This is a genomic window from Actinoplanes sp. NBRC 103695 (assembly GCF_030269485.1).
In the GTDB taxonomy this organism is placed as follows: Bacteria; Actinomycetota; Actinomycetes; order Mycobacteriales; family Micromonosporaceae; genus Actinoplanes.
Genome location: NZ_BSTL01000048.1, coordinates 30,231 through 45,674 on the forward strand (window position 1 = coordinate 30,231; position 15,444 = coordinate 45,674).

At 71.0% G+C, this 15,444-nt stretch carries 13 protein-coding genes and 1 pseudogene; 8 read left to right on the forward strand and 6 right to left on the reverse strand.

Annotated elements, in window-relative coordinates; translation table 11 throughout:
- Positions 1-11: 11 nt before the first annotated feature.
- From QSK31_RS49030 to gabT, 3 genes and pseudogenes are all read left to right on the forward strand, one after another.
- Positions 12-680 (forward strand): annotated as a pseudogene (locus tag QSK31_RS49030) (questin oxidase family protein); the annotation flags it as partial.
- 1,272 nt (positions 681-1,952) lie between these two features.
- Positions 1,953-3,389 (forward strand): gamma-aminobutyraldehyde dehydrogenase, encoded by a 1,437-nt coding sequence (locus tag QSK31_RS45110; protein ID WP_285691267.1) that lies wholly within the window; start codon positions 1,953-1,955, stop codon positions 3,387-3,389.
- A 2-nt stretch (positions 3,390-3,391) separates the two neighbouring features.
- On the forward strand, positions 3,392-4,654 hold the full coding sequence (gene gabT / locus QSK31_RS45115) for a 4-aminobutyrate--2-oxoglutarate transaminase (RefSeq protein WP_285691268.1): 1,263 nt from the start codon (positions 3,392-3,394) through the stop codon (positions 4,652-4,654).
- Here gabT and QSK31_RS45120 read toward each other — a convergent pair.
- Positions 4,640-5,809: a saccharopine dehydrogenase family protein gene (locus QSK31_RS45120; protein ID WP_285691269.1), complete on the reverse strand. Its 1,170-nt coding sequence runs from the start codon at positions 5,807-5,809 to the stop codon at positions 4,640-4,642. The genes gabT and QSK31_RS45120 overlap by 15 nt on opposite strands.
- Before the next feature lie 195 nt (positions 5,810-6,004).
- Between QSK31_RS45120 and QSK31_RS45125 the strand changes: the two genes are divergently transcribed.
- From QSK31_RS45125 to QSK31_RS49040, 4 genes are read left to right on the forward strand one after another with little or no spacing between them, the layout of a single operon-like run.
- Positions 6,005-6,460 (forward strand): Lrp/AsnC family transcriptional regulator, encoded by a 456-nt coding sequence (locus tag QSK31_RS45125; protein ID WP_352244654.1) that lies wholly within the window; start codon positions 6,005-6,007, stop codon positions 6,458-6,460.
- Entirely contained in the window at positions 6,457-7,788 is a 1,332-nt protein-coding gene (locus QSK31_RS45130) for an aspartate aminotransferase family protein (RefSeq protein ID WP_285691270.1), read from the forward strand. Before QSK31_RS45125 ends, QSK31_RS45130 begins: the two co-directional genes overlap by 4 nt.
- Positions 7,773-8,312, forward strand: a complete 540-nt coding sequence (locus QSK31_RS49035) for an NAD(P)/FAD-dependent oxidoreductase (RefSeq protein ID WP_352244656.1) — start codon at positions 7,773-7,775, stop codon at positions 8,310-8,312. Before QSK31_RS45130 ends, QSK31_RS49035 begins: the two co-directional genes overlap by 16 nt.
- The gene (locus QSK31_RS49040) at positions 8,273-9,013 is read left to right on the forward strand and encodes an NAD(P)/FAD-dependent oxidoreductase (RefSeq protein WP_352244658.1); all 741 of its coding nucleotides are present in this window, start codon (positions 8,273-8,275) and stop codon (positions 9,011-9,013) included. The genes QSK31_RS49035 and QSK31_RS49040 overlap by 40 nt, the downstream gene beginning before the upstream one ends.
- A gap of 21 nt (positions 9,014-9,034) precedes the next feature.
- Here QSK31_RS49040 and QSK31_RS45140 read toward each other — a convergent pair whose 3' ends face one another.
- The 4 genes from QSK31_RS45140 to QSK31_RS45155 all read right to left on the reverse strand — a co-directional run bounded on the left by QSK31_RS45140 (position 9,035) and on the right by QSK31_RS45155 (position 13,899).
- Entirely contained in the window at positions 9,035-10,957 is a 1,923-nt protein-coding gene (locus QSK31_RS45140) for a hypothetical protein (RefSeq protein ID WP_285691271.1), read from the reverse strand.
- Positions 10,958-11,207: 250 nt separating this feature from the next.
- Positions 11,208-11,867 carry a signal peptidase I gene (gene lepB, locus QSK31_RS45145; RefSeq protein WP_285691272.1) on the reverse strand — a complete coding sequence of 220 codons (660 nt, stop codon included), beginning with the start codon at positions 11,865-11,867 and terminating at the stop codon, positions 11,208-11,210.
- Complete coding sequence (locus QSK31_RS45150; protein WP_285691273.1) at positions 11,864-12,256, reverse strand: hypothetical protein; 393 nt, start codon at positions 12,254-12,256, stop codon at positions 11,864-11,866. The genes lepB and QSK31_RS45150 overlap by 4 nt, the downstream gene beginning before the upstream one ends.
- On the reverse strand, positions 12,253-13,899 hold the full coding sequence (locus QSK31_RS45155; protein WP_285691274.1) for a protein kinase domain-containing protein: 1,647 nt from the start codon (positions 13,897-13,899) through the stop codon (positions 12,253-12,255). Before QSK31_RS45155 ends, QSK31_RS45150 begins: the two co-directional genes overlap by 4 nt.
- A gap of 45 nt (positions 13,900-13,944) precedes the next feature.
- Between QSK31_RS45155 and QSK31_RS45160 the strand changes: the two genes are divergently transcribed.
- Positions 13,945-14,445, forward strand: coding sequence for an NUDIX hydrolase (locus QSK31_RS45160; protein WP_285691275.1), 501 nt, complete (start codon positions 13,945-13,947; stop codon positions 14,443-14,445).
- A 167-nt stretch (positions 14,446-14,612) separates the two neighbouring features.
- On the opposite strand, the gene QSK31_RS45165 is transcribed toward QSK31_RS45160, so the two are convergent.
- The gene (locus QSK31_RS45165; protein WP_285691276.1) at positions 14,613-14,927 is read right to left on the reverse strand and encodes a PepSY domain-containing protein; all 315 of its coding nucleotides are present in this window, start codon (positions 14,925-14,927) and stop codon (positions 14,613-14,615) included.
- Positions 14,928-15,444 lie beyond the last annotated feature (517 nt).

Below are 15,444 nucleotides of genomic sequence, written 5' to 3' on the forward strand. Positions count from 1 at the left end.
AGTCTGCCAGAATGGCTGACGGAATACTCGACGAGGCGCTGGAACGCTTGCGGGACACCGGCCCCGAGCGCAACGGCTGGCTGTCCAACCACGCGCCGATGGCGGCCGAAGCACTCACACGACACGGTCACGCGGACCAGGTGCACCGGTGGCTCGACTCCTACGACCACCTGCTGGAGGAACGGCCCCGCGGGATCAACCCGATCCCGCGGGACCAGTGGCGCGACCCGCTGGGCGACCCGGTCCGGACCGGGGACTGGATCCGCTACTTCGAGCGGGAACTGGCCGACTCGCCCTGGCGCGAAGTCCTGGAACTCTGGTGGCCACGGCTCCTGCCCGGAATCGCGGCCGGGGCAACGCACGGGGTGATCCGGGTTGGGCACGCGGTCCGGGCGCTGCTCGACGTGGAGACGGCGCCGCGGATCCTCGAGCTGGCGCACGGGCTCGCCTACTGGGCCGCGCGCTGGCAGCCGCTGGCGTTGCCGGCGGCCGGGCCCTACCGCACGACGGACCCACGTGCCGCGCTGGACGCCGTGTCGCGCGTGCCGGACCAGCGTTTCGGCATCCGGCACCGGCTCGCCCAGCTGGCCGCCCTCGACTCCTGGCCCGCCGTCCCCGGCTCCTGGGCGGACGCGTCCGGCTCCCGGGCAGAGGTCTCCGGCTCCCTGCCTGCAGCCCCCGGCTCCTGGCGGGACGCATACGGCTCCCTGACTGCCGCCCCCGACTCGTGGCGGGACGCATACGGCTCCCTGACTGCCGCTCCGGGCTCCTGGGCGACCGTCCACGGCGAAATGATCTTGGTGCCCGCGCGGCCCACCGCCGCCTCCCCCACCCCTGTGGGTGGGCAGGAAGGTAGCAGCCGGGTCCGACATTCCGGCGACGTTGTCCACAGGCAGGGTGCAGTGGGGACAACGGGCACCGAGGAAGAGCCCGGCCGCCAGGGGACCGCTCGTGTTGAGGACCGGCTCGGGACCGCCAGCGTCCAGGATCGGCCCGGGAGACCGGGGACATCCAGCGTCGGGGAACGGGGCGGTGGGCTGGGGACGGCCGGCGTCGGGGAACGGCGCGGTGGGCTGGGGACGGCCGGCGTCGAGGAACGGCTCGGCGCGATTGTGGATGCTGCGGTGGGTCGGTTCTTCACGCACGGCTACGGTGCGCCGGTCATGCTCGTTCATGCCGCTACGGCGCCTACGGCTGTGCTTCGGGCACTGCCCGCGCTGCCTGGACGGCTGTGGGCGCCCAGCCTTGAGGCGGCGTGGGCGGCCACTACTGCGGTGACCGCTGCCTACTCACCCGCTGGGCCGCGCCCGGTCGAGACGTTGCGCGGCGATCCGATGGAGGCCGCCGCGGGGACGGCCGATCCGCATGCGATCAAGTTTGTCGACGCCGCGCTCGACGTGCTGAACCGCACCGGCGACCACACGATTCTGGGCAGGGCGGTCGCGGCGGTCATGCTGATCGCCGCCGACTGACCGGCCGCTGCGCACCTCCGGGTCACCGTGCGAGACGACCCGGCGGCGCGCGCGATACGACCCGGCGGCGCGCGCGATACGACCCGGCGGCGCGGGCGGGTGACCACGCAGGACAACCCGGCGGCGCGGCACGGAGGGGGACCGACCGCTCAGCCCGCCGAGGAGGCGTGCAGGTGCTGTGCGCGTACCCGAGAACGGTTTTGATCTGAGAAAGGGCCGGGCGGCCGGGCCGGCAAACCCCCGCCCGGCCCCGGAACAGCGGCCGAACACATCTCAGGCTAATGGCAACGGTTTTCAGTTGCAAGCACCGGCGAGTCGCGGCGAAGAAGCGACGAGGGAAGCGACAAGGGACATGGCGACGGAAGTGGCGAGCGGAAGCATGGCAGGTGGCGCGCGGCACGTCGGTGAGTAGAGCAACTGGCGACGGAAAAGCGGCCCCACCCTCTTGCCAGCGACGGATCCAGTGCAAAGGATGGCGCCATGACCGCGAAAACCGTGCTGAAGAACGTGATCGCCGGGGCTGCCGCTGAGCCTGCCGACGGGCGGTACGAGGACCTGATCGATCCGGCCACCGGCGAGGTGTTCGCGTCCGCGCCGGTGTCCGGCCAAGCCGACGTGGACCGGGCGATGGCCGCGGCCGCCGAGGCCTTCGAGACGTGGCGGGACACCACCCCGAGTGAGCGGCAGCGGGCGTTGCTGCGGTTCGCGGACGCGATCGAGGCGCGGAGCGATGAGCTGGTCGCGGCCGAGTCGCGGAACACCGGGAAGCCGCTGGGGCTGACCGCCAGCGAGGAGTTGCCGCCGGCGATCGATCAGATCCGGTTCTTCGCGGGGGCGGCGCGGCTGCTCGAGGGGCGGTCGGCGGGGCAGTACATGTCGGGCTTCGAGTCGTATGTGCGACGGGAGCCCGTCGGGGTGTGCGCGCAGGTCACACCCTGGAACTATCCGCTGATGATGGCCGTCTGGAAGATCGCGCCGGCCATCGCCGCGGGGAACGCCGTGGTGCTCAAACCTTCGGACACCACGCCGGTGACGAGTCTGATGCTGGCCGAGATCGCGGCTGAGTTCTTCCCGGCGGGCGTCTTCAACGTGATCACCGGCGACCGGGACACCGGGCGGGCGCTCGTCTCCCACCCGACGCCGCAGATGGTCTCGATCACCGGGTCGGTGCGCGCCGGGATGGAGGTGGCCGCGTCCGCCGCCAAGGACCTCAAGCGCACCCACCTGGAGCTGGGCGGCAAGGCGCCCGTGGTGGTCTTCGACGACGCCGACGTCGAGGCCGCGGCGGCCGCGATCGCCGAGGCCGGCTACTTCAACGCGGGGCAGGACTGCACGGCCGCCACGCGGGTGCTCGCCGGGCCGCGGGTTTACGACGACTTCGCGGCGGCCCTCGCCGAGCAGGCCAAGAACACCAGGACCGGTGCGGCCGACGACGAGGACGTGCTCTACGGCCCCCTGAACAACGCCCGGCAGCTGGAACGGGTCAGCGGCTTCGTGGACCGGCTGCCCGATCACGCGGAAGTCGCCGCGGGCGGGTCGAGGCAGGGCGAGCGCGGCTATTTCTACACGCCCACCGTCATCACCAACGTCAGGCAGCAGGACGAGATCGTCCAGGACGAGGTGTTCGGGCCGGTCATCACCGTGCAGCGGTTCACCGACGAGGACGAGGCGGTGCGCTGGGCGAACGGCGTGCAGTACGGGCTCGCGTCGTCGGTGTGGACGCGCGACCACGGGCGGGCGATGCGGATGACGCGGCGGCTGGACTTCGGCTGCGTCTGGGTGAACTGCCACATCCCGCTGGTCGCCGAGATGCCGCACGGCGGTTTCAAGCATTCGGGGCACGGCAAGGACCTTTCCGTGTACGGCCTGGAGGACTACACCCGGGTCAAGCACGTCATGCACAACGTCGGGGAGTGAGCGTGCCGTCGTCCGAGGAGTTGCAGAAGCGCCGGGCCACCGCCGTCGCCCGGGGTGTCACGTCGGTGATCTCGTCCTACGTGGACACCGCGGCCGGCGCCGGGATCCGGGACGTGGACGGCAACACCTGGCTGGACTTCGCGTCCGGCATCGCGGTCACGTCGGTCGGCAACGCGGCGCCGCGGGTGGTGGCGGCCGTCCAGGCTCAGGCGGAACGCTTCACCCACACCTGTTTCATGGTCGCGCCGTACGAGTCGTACGTCGCGGTCTGTGAGCAGTTGATCGAGCTGACCCCGGGCACGTTCGAGAAGCGGGCGGCCCTGTTCAACTCGGGCGCCGAGGCGGTGGAGAACGCCGTCAAGATCGCTAGGCACGCCACCGGACGGCCGGCGGTCGTGGTGTTCGACCACGCCTATCACGGCCGCACCAACCTGACGATGGCGCTGACCGCGAAGGTGATGCCGTACAAGCACCGGATGGGCCCGTTCGCGCCGGAGGTCTACCGCGCGCCGATGTCCTATCCGCTGCGCGACGGCGGGCTGGACGGCTTTTCAGCCGCTCAGAAGGCCATCGACGTGATCGAGAAGCAGGTCGGCGGGCCCAACGTCGCGGCGGTGCTGATCGAGCCGATCCAGGGCGAGGGCGGCTTCGTCGAGCCCGCGCCCGGCTTCCTGCCGGCCCTCGCGGAGTGGGCGCGCGCCGCCGGTGCGGTCTTCATCGCCGACGAGATCCAAACCGGTTTCTGCCGTACGGGAGACTGGTTCGCCAGCGATCACGAGGGTCTGGAGCCCGATCTCGTGACGACGGCCAAGGGCATGGGCGGCGGGCTGCCGATCGCCGGTGTCGTGGGCCGCGCCGAGCTCATGGACGCGGTGCACGCGGGTGGGCTGGGCGGCACGTACGGCGGAAACCCGATCGCCTGCGCGGCCGCGCTCGCCGCCGTCGAGACGATGCGCGAGCTGGACCTGCCCGCGGCGGCCCGGCACATCGGCGACGTCATGCTCCCCCGCCTGCGGTCCCTGTCTGTCGGTGACGTCCGGGGCCGGGGCGCGATGGTCGCCGTCGAGCTGGTCCGGCCGGGCGGCATCGAGCCCGATCCGGTACGCGCCGCGACTGCCGCCAAGGCCTGCCACGACGCGGGGCTGCTGGTGCTGACCTGCGGCACCTACGGCAACGTGCTGCGCTTCCTGCCCCCGCTGGTGATCACCGACGACGAGCTGGCCCGAGGCTTGGACATCGTGGAGCGTGCTCTACTGCTCCCGTAGGCCCCAGGGTGTGCCGTACTCGACGAGCTTGTCCAGGAACGGCACAGCGTCGAAGGCTTCCGGGCCGAGGACGCCGGTGCCGTTCCACGTTCCGGCGGCGAGCAGCTCGAGCGCGATGATGGGGTTGACCGCGGTCTGCCAGACCACGGCCTGCGCGCCGTAGGAAGCCATCGACCACTCGTTGTCGACCAGGTGATACAGATAGACCGATCGCGGAAGCCCGTCCTTGCCGAGGCCGGTGACCAGCGTGCCGGCACAGGTGGTGCCGGTCATCCGGTCGCCCAGCGTGGCCGGGTCCGGTAACACCGCGGCCACCACGTCTCGTGGCGACACCCGCACGCCGCCGACGGTCACCGGCTGGGTGCGGTCCAGGCCGAGTTTGCGCAGCGTCTTGAGGACGTCGATGAATTCCTTGCCGAGGCCGTACTTGAAGGTGACCTTGCCGGCGTCCACCCAGCGCGGGATGAGCAGGACCTCCTCGTGCTCCACGTGCACGCACTCGACCGGGCCGATGCCGCCGGGAAAGTCGAAGGTCTCCGGCTCGCTCAGCGGCTCGCAGGTGTACCAGCCGCGGTCCTTCTCCCAGATCACCGGCGGGTTCAGGCACTCCTCGATCGTCGTCCAGACGGAGAACGAGGGCGCGAACTCGTACCCGTCGACGACCAGGTTGCCGCCGTCGCGGATCCCGATCTCGTCGATCCGGGAGAAGAGGTGGTCGGCGGCGTAACGCGCGAACACATCGGACAGTCCGGGCTCCACTCCGATGCCGACCAGGGCGAGCCGGCCGGCCGCGAGCCAGCGGGGCTCCGCGGCGAACTGCTCGTCGCCCAGCATCACCCCCGGACCCGACAGCGACATCGCCATGTCCAGATAGTCCGCGCCGGCGTCGAGCGCGCCGTTGAAGATGGGCATCACGAAACGGGGATCCACCGCGTTGAGCACGTGCGTGATCTTGTGCTCGCGACAGAGCGCGGCCACGGCGGCCGGGTCGGACGCGTCGATCTGCGCAGCCGTGAAACGCGCATCCCTCAAAGCGGCCCGGGCCTTGGCAAGATCGTAGTCAGCCACTACAAAAGTGTCGAAAAATTCGCGTCTGGAGGCGATGCCAGCAGCCGCCGCACCCACCCCGCCGGCGCCTATCTGAAGAATCCGCAACTTTGCCTCGATTTGCCGCCGCACTGAACTGAAACCGTGTCACCGCAGCGTTGCCACCACGGAAACACTTGTCAAGGTCCAAGATTCCTGCGATAAACGTATGTACATCCACTAGCGCAACGGATTCAATGGGGTGACAGCAACACGACCACGGATTCCATTGCCAGGCTGGATGACCGAGGGCACAATCGCGGCGTGACGGACCTGGCGCTGGACGACATCAACAAGCAGATCATCGAGCACCTGCAGCGCGACGGGCGGATGTCGTACGCCGCGCTGGCCAAGACCATCGGGCTGTCCGAGGCCGCGGTGCGCCAACGGGTGCAACGCCTCCTCGACGGCGGCCTGATGCAGATCGTGGCCGTCACCGACCCGTTGACGCTCGGGTTCGCCCGGCAGGCCATGGTCGGCGTCAAGGTGGTCGGCGACCTGCGCGTGGTGGCCGACAAGCTGGCCGCCATCCCGGAGGTGGACTACGTGGTGATCTGCGCCGGGGGCTACGACCTGCTCGTCGAGCTGGTCTGCACCGACGACGAGCACCTGCTGGACCTGCTCAACGAGAAGGTCCGCGGCGTCGAGGGCGTCGCCGGGACGGAGACGTTCATGTACCTGAAGCTGGCAAAACAGACGTACGCGTGGGGAACGAGATGACGCAGGACCACCTCTGGATGCACTTCACCCGCCTGTCCGCCGGCGAGGCCCCGGTGATCGTGCGCGGCTCCGGCCCGTACATCTGGGACCAGAACGGCAAACGCTATCTGGACGGGCTCTCCGGGCTGTTCGTGGTGCAGGCCGGTCACGGCCGCACCGAGCTGGCCGAGGCGGCCGCCAAGCAGGCCGCCGAGCTCGCCTTCTTCCCGCTCTGGTCGTACGCGCATCCGACCGCCATCGAGCTCTCCGAGCGCCTCGCCGCGATGGCTCCGGGCGACCTCGACCGGGTGTTCTTCACGACCGGCGGCTCGGAGGCCGTGGAGAGCGCGTGGAAGCTGGCCCGCAGCTACTTCAAGCAGGTCGGCAAGCCGATGAAGACCAAGGCGATCTCGCGGAACGTGGCCTACCACGGCACCACGATGGGCGCGCTGTCGATCACCGGGCTGCCCGCACTCAAGCAGCAGTTCGAGCCGCTGGTGCCGTCGACGGTCCGGGTGCCGAACACCAACTACTACCGCCGGCCCGACGAGGACATGACGCCCGAGCAGTTCGGGATCTGGGCGGCCGACCGGATCGCCGAGGCCATCGAGTTCGAGGGCCCCGAGACAGTCGCGTGCGTCTACCTCGAGCCGGTGCAGAACTCCGGCGGCTGCTTCCCGCCGCCGCCCGGCTACTTCCAGCGGGTCCGGGAGATCTGCGACCGGTACGACGTGCTGCTCGTCTCGGACGAGGTGATCTGCGCGTTCGGCCGGCTGGGCAACTACTTCGGCGCCGACAAGTACGGCTACCAGCCGGACATCATCACCTGCGCCAAGGGCATGACCTCGGGTTATGTGCCTTTGGGCGCGATGATCGCCTCCGAGCGCCTGGTCGAGCCGTTCCTCTCCGGCAGCGCCACCTTCGCGCACGGCATCACCTTCGGCGGCCACCCGGTGGCGTCGGCGGTGGCGCTGGCCAACCTGGACATCTTCGAACGTGAGGACCTCAACGGTCACGTCACCGCCAACAGCGAGAAGTTCCGGTCGTACCTGGACCGGTTGACCGACCTGCCGATCGTCGGCGACGTGCGGGGCGACGGTTACTTCTTCGGCATCGAGCTGGTCAAGGACAAGGCGACCAAGGAGACCTTCGACGCCGACGAGTCGGACCGGCTGCTGCGCGGCTTCCTGTCGCAGGCGCTGTTCGAGAACGGGCTGTACTGCCGCGCCGACGACCGCGGCGACCCGGTGGTCCAGCTGGCCCCGCCGCTGGTCTGCGAGGAGAAGCACTTCGCCGAGATCGAGCAGGTCCTGCGTACGGTGCTGACCGAGGCGTGGAGCCGTATCTGAGCCCGTCGTTCTGGCTGGCGTCGATGGGCGACCTCGGCCGGCGCCGGCCACTCGACGGCGACACGACCGCCGACGTCGCCATCTGCGGCGGCGGCTACACCGGCCTGTGGACGGCGTACTACCTGGCCGGCCTCGATCCGTCGCTGCGCATCGTCGTGCTGGAGGCGAACTACTGCGGCTTCGGCGCCTCGGGCCGCAACGGCGGCTGGTGCTCCGGCCTCTTCCCCGCCGACCTGCCCGGCATGGCGCCCGCGCTGGCCGACGCGGTCGACGAGGTCGGCAGGGTCGCCGCCGCGGAGGGGATCGACTGCCACTTCACCAAGGGCGGGACCATTTCTCTGGTACGCACGCGCGCCCAGCTCCGCAGGTCCGCCTCGGCGCCGGGTTTCGTGGACGCGGACACCGCCCGCGGCATCTGCGGTGCGACCGACGTGCTCGGCGGCATCTACAGCCCCGACTGCGCGGCCCTGCATCCCGCCCGCTCGTGCGCGGTCTCGCCTCCGCGGCCGAACGCCGCACCGTGACCATCCACGAGGGAACGCGCGTGCTGCGCACCTCCCCCGGCTCCGTGGTGACCGACCGCGGGACGGTCAAGGCCGGCGTCGTGGTGCACGCCCTGGAGGCGTGGCGGGCGACGCTGCCCGGCTTCCGGCGCACCGTGGCGCCGGTGTACTCGCTGATGATCGCCACCGAGCCGCTGCCCGCCCCGGTGTGGGAGCGGATCGGGCTGCGCCGCAGGGAGACGTTCTCGGACGAGCGCAGGCTGGTCGTCTACGGCCAGCGCACCGCCGACGACCGGCTGGCGTTCGGCGGGCGCGGTGCCCCCTACCACTTCGGCTCGCGGATCCGGCCCGGCTACGACCAGGTCCCCGCCGTGTTCGACGGGCTGGAACGGACGCTCACCGAGCTGTTCGGCATCCGCCCGCGGATCACCCACCGGTGGGGCGGCCCGCTGGGCATCCCCCGCGACTGGACCCCGTCCGTCGGACTGCGCGACGACGGCCTGGCCTGGGGCGGCGGCTACGTCGGCGACGGCGTGGCCGCGGCGAACCTCGCCGGGCGTACCCTCGCGGATCTGATCTTGAACCGTGCCGGCGACCGCACGAAGCTGCCCTGGGTGGGCCACCGCTCGCGGCCCTGGGAACCGGAACCGGCGCGCTGGCTCGGCATCAACACCGCGCTGCGAGCCGTGATGCTGCGCGACCGCTGGGACGGCCGGCGCTAGCCTCCGTCTTTCGGGGCCGCTTCAGAAGGCCCGGCTGGCGTAGTAGCAGTTGTCGTAGCGTGCTCCACCCGCCAACTTCCACGATCCGGAGTACGGTCTCGGACCATCGCTCGCGGAGGCCCGGACGACGACCTGGTAGCTGCCGGGCTTGAGCCGTACGGTCCTGGCGGGCACGCCGGTACCGCCGCACGTCGGGGCGAAGTAACGACTCAGCAGGGGCGACGAGCGCACCTGGCAGGATGCGCAGGCCGGGACGGTGACTCGATCGGCGACCGGTCCGCTGTACAGGATCTCCAGTGCGTACGGCGAGTCGTTGACCACCTGCACGATGGCGGTGCCGGAAGGGCCGTTACCGGTACGTTCCAGCGGGGCGATGTCGCCGGTTGCGCCGGCCCTGACCTTGGCGACCTCGGCGGCGATCCGCTTCTGCCGGGCCTGCGCGGCCCGGGCGTCGCGCGGGTAGTCGGCGACGAACTCATCCAGATGCTCGATGGCCGAGTCGTACTCGCCGCCGCCGATTTCCTTCAAGGCGCAGTTGTACAGCGTGCCGGGACGAGCGGCGAGGGCCCGGGCCGCCCCCGCCTTCGCCTCCGGCAGGGACACGGTGCTGAGGTATGTCAGCTCCGCGAGGGCGTCACAAGGCCGGCCGAGAGCTTTGGCGATCACTGAGGCGTAGGCGTCGTCCAGGTCGGACCGGACTGCGGCAGCCTGGGCGGTGCCTGGATGGTCGGTGACGACCACCTGGTAGTCGGTGACGGCTTGGCGTCGCGTGTTCGCCGCTTCGATCCCGTCGGTCAGGTCGGCCGCCCGCTTGCTGGAGGACCTGCCGCGTTGCCAGTACGCCTCCGCGCGGCCGGCTCGAGCCCGCGCGACCAGCAACCCGTCCGGATATTCGTCCAGCTGCGCATCGAACGCCTCGGGAGCCGAGGAAGCCTCGGCGGCCAGCAGGTCCCGGCACTCGCGCTGGTCCGCGCGAGCGACGGCGGTGACGGAGGTGAGGGTGAGTTCGTAGCGGGACTGGACGCTCGCGTACCTGTCCAACGCCGCCGGACAGTCGCCGGCCGCATGCGCGGCGCGCGCATCGGCCAGAGCTGACCGGCCGGCCGCCTGGTAGCCGACGAACCCGGCGACCATCAGCAGCACCAGCGCCACCGCGGTCACCAACGGCCGCCGTGGCATCGAGCCGCGGACGGCCACGCCGTGCTGCCGCCGGGCCAACCGCCACGCGTCGAAGGTCGCGGCGCCGACGCCGAGCGCGGCGACCGTGAGCCAGCGACCGGGACTCCGCGAAGCGTCGTGGGCAGCGGCGAACCAGAGCACGAGGAAAGTTCCCAGGAGTACTACCGCTGCCCTTTTCCATCGGCCCAGATAGAGGTAGCCGGCGGCGAGGCCGCTCACGTTCAGCAACGCCGCGATCCGGGGATCGCGGCGCCGAACGGGCAGGTCGATGACCGGGTGTTGCGGAGCGGAAACCGCCGCGGCCAGCGGGTGGCCGTTCTCGTGCGCCAGCCTTTGCCACGCGAGCGCAGTTTCCTTGTCGCCCCGGCGTAGCGCGGTGACCGCCTGCCGGTACGCAGCCTCACCGAGCGCCTCACGGCGTGCCGCATCTGCCTCGGATGCCGGGTCCGGGGCAGCCAGCAGGGCACCGAGCCGAGGCGGAACGGGGTGGCCGGCGAGCAGCACCGGGTAGAGCAGGTCGATCCAGTCCAGAGTGGATCGAGTGCGGTCGGCCGGACCGCGATCGGGCCGGTTGAGCCGGTCCCGGGTCTCCACCAAGACCTCATCGAGTACGCCGAGATCCGCGCTGTGCCGGGCAAACGCAATGACCTGCACGATCAGCGCGCCGCCGGTGCCGGCCTCACCGCGCTCCATCGCCATGACCGCCTGATGGGCGATCGTGGCAGCAAGCGAGAGCAGACGTGGTCCTTCGCTCGGCGATGACACAGGCGTACTCCTACCGTCTCGGCTCCTTTCCGACAGCCTGGACGGTGCATGGAGTGGCGTCCATGCCGCACCGGTGTGGCATGGACGCGGACTGCGGCCGCGTGGCATCCTGCGGGGCCGAACGGGAAGAGACCGGCCACTCGACTCAGGCCGCGAGGCCTTTGGAGCGCGGAAGTCCGGAAAGCGCAGCTGACCCGCCTGGCCGCGTAAGCGGTCCCGGCCTTGGCCGGGTCACCGGAGGTAGCCGGGCTCAGGAAGCGGGAACGCCGTCGAACGTCGGTGGCACGGTCAGCCACGTCGCCCGGCCGACCGGCCAGAAGACGGTGAAGGCGCGGCCCACGACCGAGCCTGCCGGGATCGTCGCCTCCTGGATGTCCGGGTTGTTCCGCCAGTGCTCGAGGGAATCGGCGGACGCCTGGCGGTGGTCACCCATCACCCAGATCCGGCCGCTCGGGACGGTGATGTCGAAGGGCGCGCCGGCGGCCTCGTCGGGAACCCCGTCGGCGTCCCGGTAGATGTACGGCTCGTCGAGGGCGTGGCCGTTGACCGTGATGCGGTGCTGGGCGTCGCAGCACTGCACGTGGTCGCCGCCGACCCCGATGATGCGCTTGACGAAGTCCTCGCCCTCGACGCCGCTCCGCCACTGCCGGGGCGCCTTGAAGACGATGATCTCGCCGCGCCGGGGCTCGCGGAAGTCGTAGACCAGCTTGTTGACCAGCAGCTTGTCGTCGATGTCGAGTGTGTGCTCCATCGAGGGCGACGGGATGAAGAAGGTCTGCACCACGAAGACCCGGACGAGGACGGCGACCACGACCGCCACCACGACGAGGACCGGAAGCTCGCGCCAGAACGAACCGCGACGCTTCTCGCCCTCCGGGCTCTCCGGGCTCTCCGGGCTCTCCGGACTCACTCGACACCGGCCAGGCGCAGGGCGAACTCCAACTGCCGCATCGTCCCGGCCGGCAGGATGCCCGCCCGCTCGATGAGGTCCTCGGGTGCGACGGTGAGCTGCCACGTGCAGAAGATGCGGTCCTCCCGGGGTAACGCGACGCGGACGACCCCGGCACGGTGCTCGTCCACGATGACGGGAACCTCGATGCCCACCCCACCCGCCGCCGATGGATCCACGTCGGCGGTCACCTGCTCCGGGGAGAGCACGACGAAACCGCGCTTCTGGTCCTCCGTCGCCGGCGCGACGACCTGGACGGCGCGGAGCTCGGGCTCGCCGGCGCCGGACAGCAGCACGATCGGCCACTCGTCGTCGGCGCGGGACCACCAGAGCTCGCCTCGGGCGGTCACCAGGCGACAACGCCCTGGCGGCTGGGCTGCAGGGTGCCCAGCTGGAGGGATTTCATCGCGATCTGGCTGCTGCCCGGGTCGGGGAAGCCGTCCGGCTCGGCGACCACGCCACGGGACTTCGAGTCCAGGCTGGCGCGGAACGTGTTGCCGGCCGGGCACTCGTCGCGGTCGCAGGCCTGCCACTTCATGCCCTGGTACGCGCCGCCGCGAGGGCGCAGGATGATCTCGGCCGCCGCACCGGGCTCGTTGACCGACGTCGTCGGCACGTCGATGCGCTCGTCAGCGGCGTTGTAGAGGCTGACGAACAGCCGACCGTCGACCCGGCAGGCCGAGGACGACGTGTTGACCGCGGAGATCAGGCCCTTCTGGGTGCCGAGCGCGGTCGGGTCGTCGCTCTGCGCGCTGATCGTGACGCTCAGGTCGGAACTCTTGCAGAGACGGGCGTCGTCCTCCTGCAGGGTGGGCGCGATGACCGGGCCGGTCTCGTCCGGCGCGGCCGGCTTCCGGCTCGGCACGGGAACGGCACTCGACGGCAGCGTGGACGGCTGCTCCTCGACGCTCGGCGCCGGCACGACGGCCGGGCTGGACGCGGCCGCGCCCGGCTCGAACGCCGACTCGGTGTCCGGCTCGACCAGCTGACGCACCGGAGTGAACGCGACCACCCCGGCCAGCACGACGCCGACGATGGCCGCGGCCGCCAGGATCGGCGCGGCCCGGCGCCAGCGGCGGCGCGACACGACGGTCGTGCGGTCGTCGGCGGCCGGCATGCGCACCGCCTGCGCCGCGTGCCGCAGCTCCGGACGGTTCGCGAAACCCGCCGGCGCCTCCCGGGCCGCGACCAGCAGGTCGAGCAGCTCGGCGGCGGACGGGCGGCGGGCCGGGTCCTTCTCCAAGGTCATCGCGACCAGGTCACGCAGCGGCGCGGGCAGATCGCCCAGGTTGGGCGCCTGGGTGAGGATGCGCGCGGCCGTCGCGGCCGCGGAGTCGCCGGTGAAAGGGGTACGGCCGGTGCCGGCGTACGTGACGACGACCCCCCACGCGAACACGTCCGCGGCGGGACCGACGGCCCGGGCGGAGTCGGCGTCGAAGCGCTCCGGGGCCATGTAGCCGACCGTGCCGACCATCTGATCGGTACCGGTGTGCTGGCTGGTGGCCTCGAACGCCCGGGCGATGCCGAAGTCGATCACTTTCGGTGTACCTAGCGAGAACAGGACGTTACGTGGCTTGAGGTCGCGGTGGATCACCCCGGCGCCGTGGATCGCGGCCAGCGCGGTGGCCACGCCGACCGCCACGCTGTACAGGTTGCCGCCGGTCAGCGGGCCCTGCTCGGTGACCACGTCGGCGAGGCTGGGGCCGTCCACATACTCGACGACCAGGTACGGCGTCTCGTGGTCGGCGTCGGCGTCCAGCAGCTCGGCGGTGCAGAACGGGGGCACCTGGCGGGCCCGGTTCACCTCACTGCGGAACCGCGCGCGGAACTCTTCCTCGTACGCGAGCTCGGGTTTGATGACCTTGATCGCCACCGGCCGTCCATCGCGGGCGTAGCCCAGGTAGACGGTGCCCATGCCGCCCTGGCCGAGACGGCTCTCGAGACGGTAGGCGCCGATCCATCGCGGATCGTTCGGTCGCAGCGGGCCCCTCATCGAGGGTGAACCTTACTACGGACGATCTCCGGCTACGTTTGCCCGGTGGACGAGCTCATCGATGTCGTGGACGAACAGGACCGGGTGATCGGGCAGGCGCGGCGCAGCGAGTCGTACGCGCGGCGGCTGCGGCACCGGTGCGCGTTCATCCTGGTGCGCGACGCGGACGACCGGATCTTCGTGCACCGGCGGACGGCGACCAAGCAGGTGTTCCCGTCGCGGTACGACATGTGGGTCGGCGGTGTCGTGGGCGCCGGCGAGACCTACGACCAGGCGGCGCTGCGGGAGGCCGAGGAGGAACTGGGCGTGTCCGGGCTGCCGGCGCCGGAGTTCCTGTTCAAGTTCCCGTTCGAGACCGACGAGCACGCCTGGTGGTCGGCGGCCTACCAGGTGCGGTGCACGCTGCCGGTGCGGCCGCAGGTCGAGGAGGTCGCGTGGCACACCTTCCTCACCGACGAGGAGCTGGCCGCCAAGCTCGACGAGTGGGACTGGGTGCCGGACGGGCTCGCCGCCTACCGGCTGCGGCTCGAGCACCGGGCGACGTGACGGCCGGGTGCCGGACGGGCTCGCCGCCTACCGGCTGCGGCTCGAGCACCGGGCGACGTGACGGCCGGTGCCGGACGGGCTCGCCGCCTACCGGCTGCGGCTCGAGCACCGGGCGACGTGACGGCCGGGTGCCGGCTGGGCTCGGATGTCCCAGCCGGCGGAACCGGTCAGTCCTTGATGTCGTGCCGGGTGATCTCGCCGGTGGCCGCGTCGAGGCGGATCCGGTGCTCCAGCCGGCCGTTCTGAATCTCCACCCGGTACTCCGAGTGGCCCTCCTTGAACTCGAACTTGGTGATCGTGCCGCCGCCGCTGGCCTCGAGCGCGATCGCCTTCGCCTCGTCGGCGGTGATGATCTCGGCGGCGTAGGTACTGCTCGGACCGGCCTGCGGCGCGACGGCGGCCGAGGCGGCGCTCGCCGTGCCCGCGACGCCGACCAGCACGAACGCACCGACGGCCAGCACATGGCTCCAACGCTTGGTCATGAATCCCCCACAATCGAGTCGATGGACATCGATGCATGACGATAGTTGAGCCTTCTACTATTGTCGATGAGCAACCGTGAGCTTTGCCCGTTTGGCCCTGGATCCACGCGCGGGCTTGACGAGCGGACACGGCTCGGGATGCCGTCGCCTTCCCCGGTTCGGGTCGAGTCGGGTTGCCCGGCGACCTGGTGCCTGCTCGTTGTTGCCGCAGCCGCCTGCGCCCTGCGCGGGGTCGGGCCGGGTTGCCAGGCGGCCGAGGTGCCCGCTCACGGTGGCAGCCGCCGCCCACGGTGGTAGCCGGGCAGGCAAGTGGCAGGCCAGCGCGGCATCTCGGGCGGAGACGGACGGCCAGACCATCCGGTCCTACCACCCGCGCGGCCGGTGGTAGGTGGTCGCGTCCACCGAAGTGGTGTATGACCTGCAGTTTTGCAGTGATGAGAGGCGGCCATCGCAGATCCTTCGGATTGTCTAGATCACGAAGGAGAGACCTGCGATGGCCGTAGAACCGAGTTTGAAC

Bases quoted from the DNA above. Each gene is read 5' to 3' on its own strand.
- QSK31_RS45165 (WP_285691276.1), bottom strand. From the start codon at position 14,927: ATGACCAAGCGTTGGAGCCATGTGCTGGCCGTCGGTGCGTTCGTGCTG.
- QSK31_RS45155 (WP_285691274.1), bottom strand. From the start codon at position 13,899: ATGAGGGGCCCGCTGCGACCGAACGATCCGCGATGGATCGGCGCCTAC.
- QSK31_RS45130 (WP_285691270.1), top strand. From the start codon at position 6,457: ATGACGCAGGACCACCTCTGGATGCACTTCACCCGCCTGTCCGCCGGC.
- QSK31_RS45110 (WP_285691267.1), top strand. From the start codon at position 1,953: ATGACCGCGAAAACCGTGCTGAAGAACGTGATCGCCGGGGCTGCCGCT.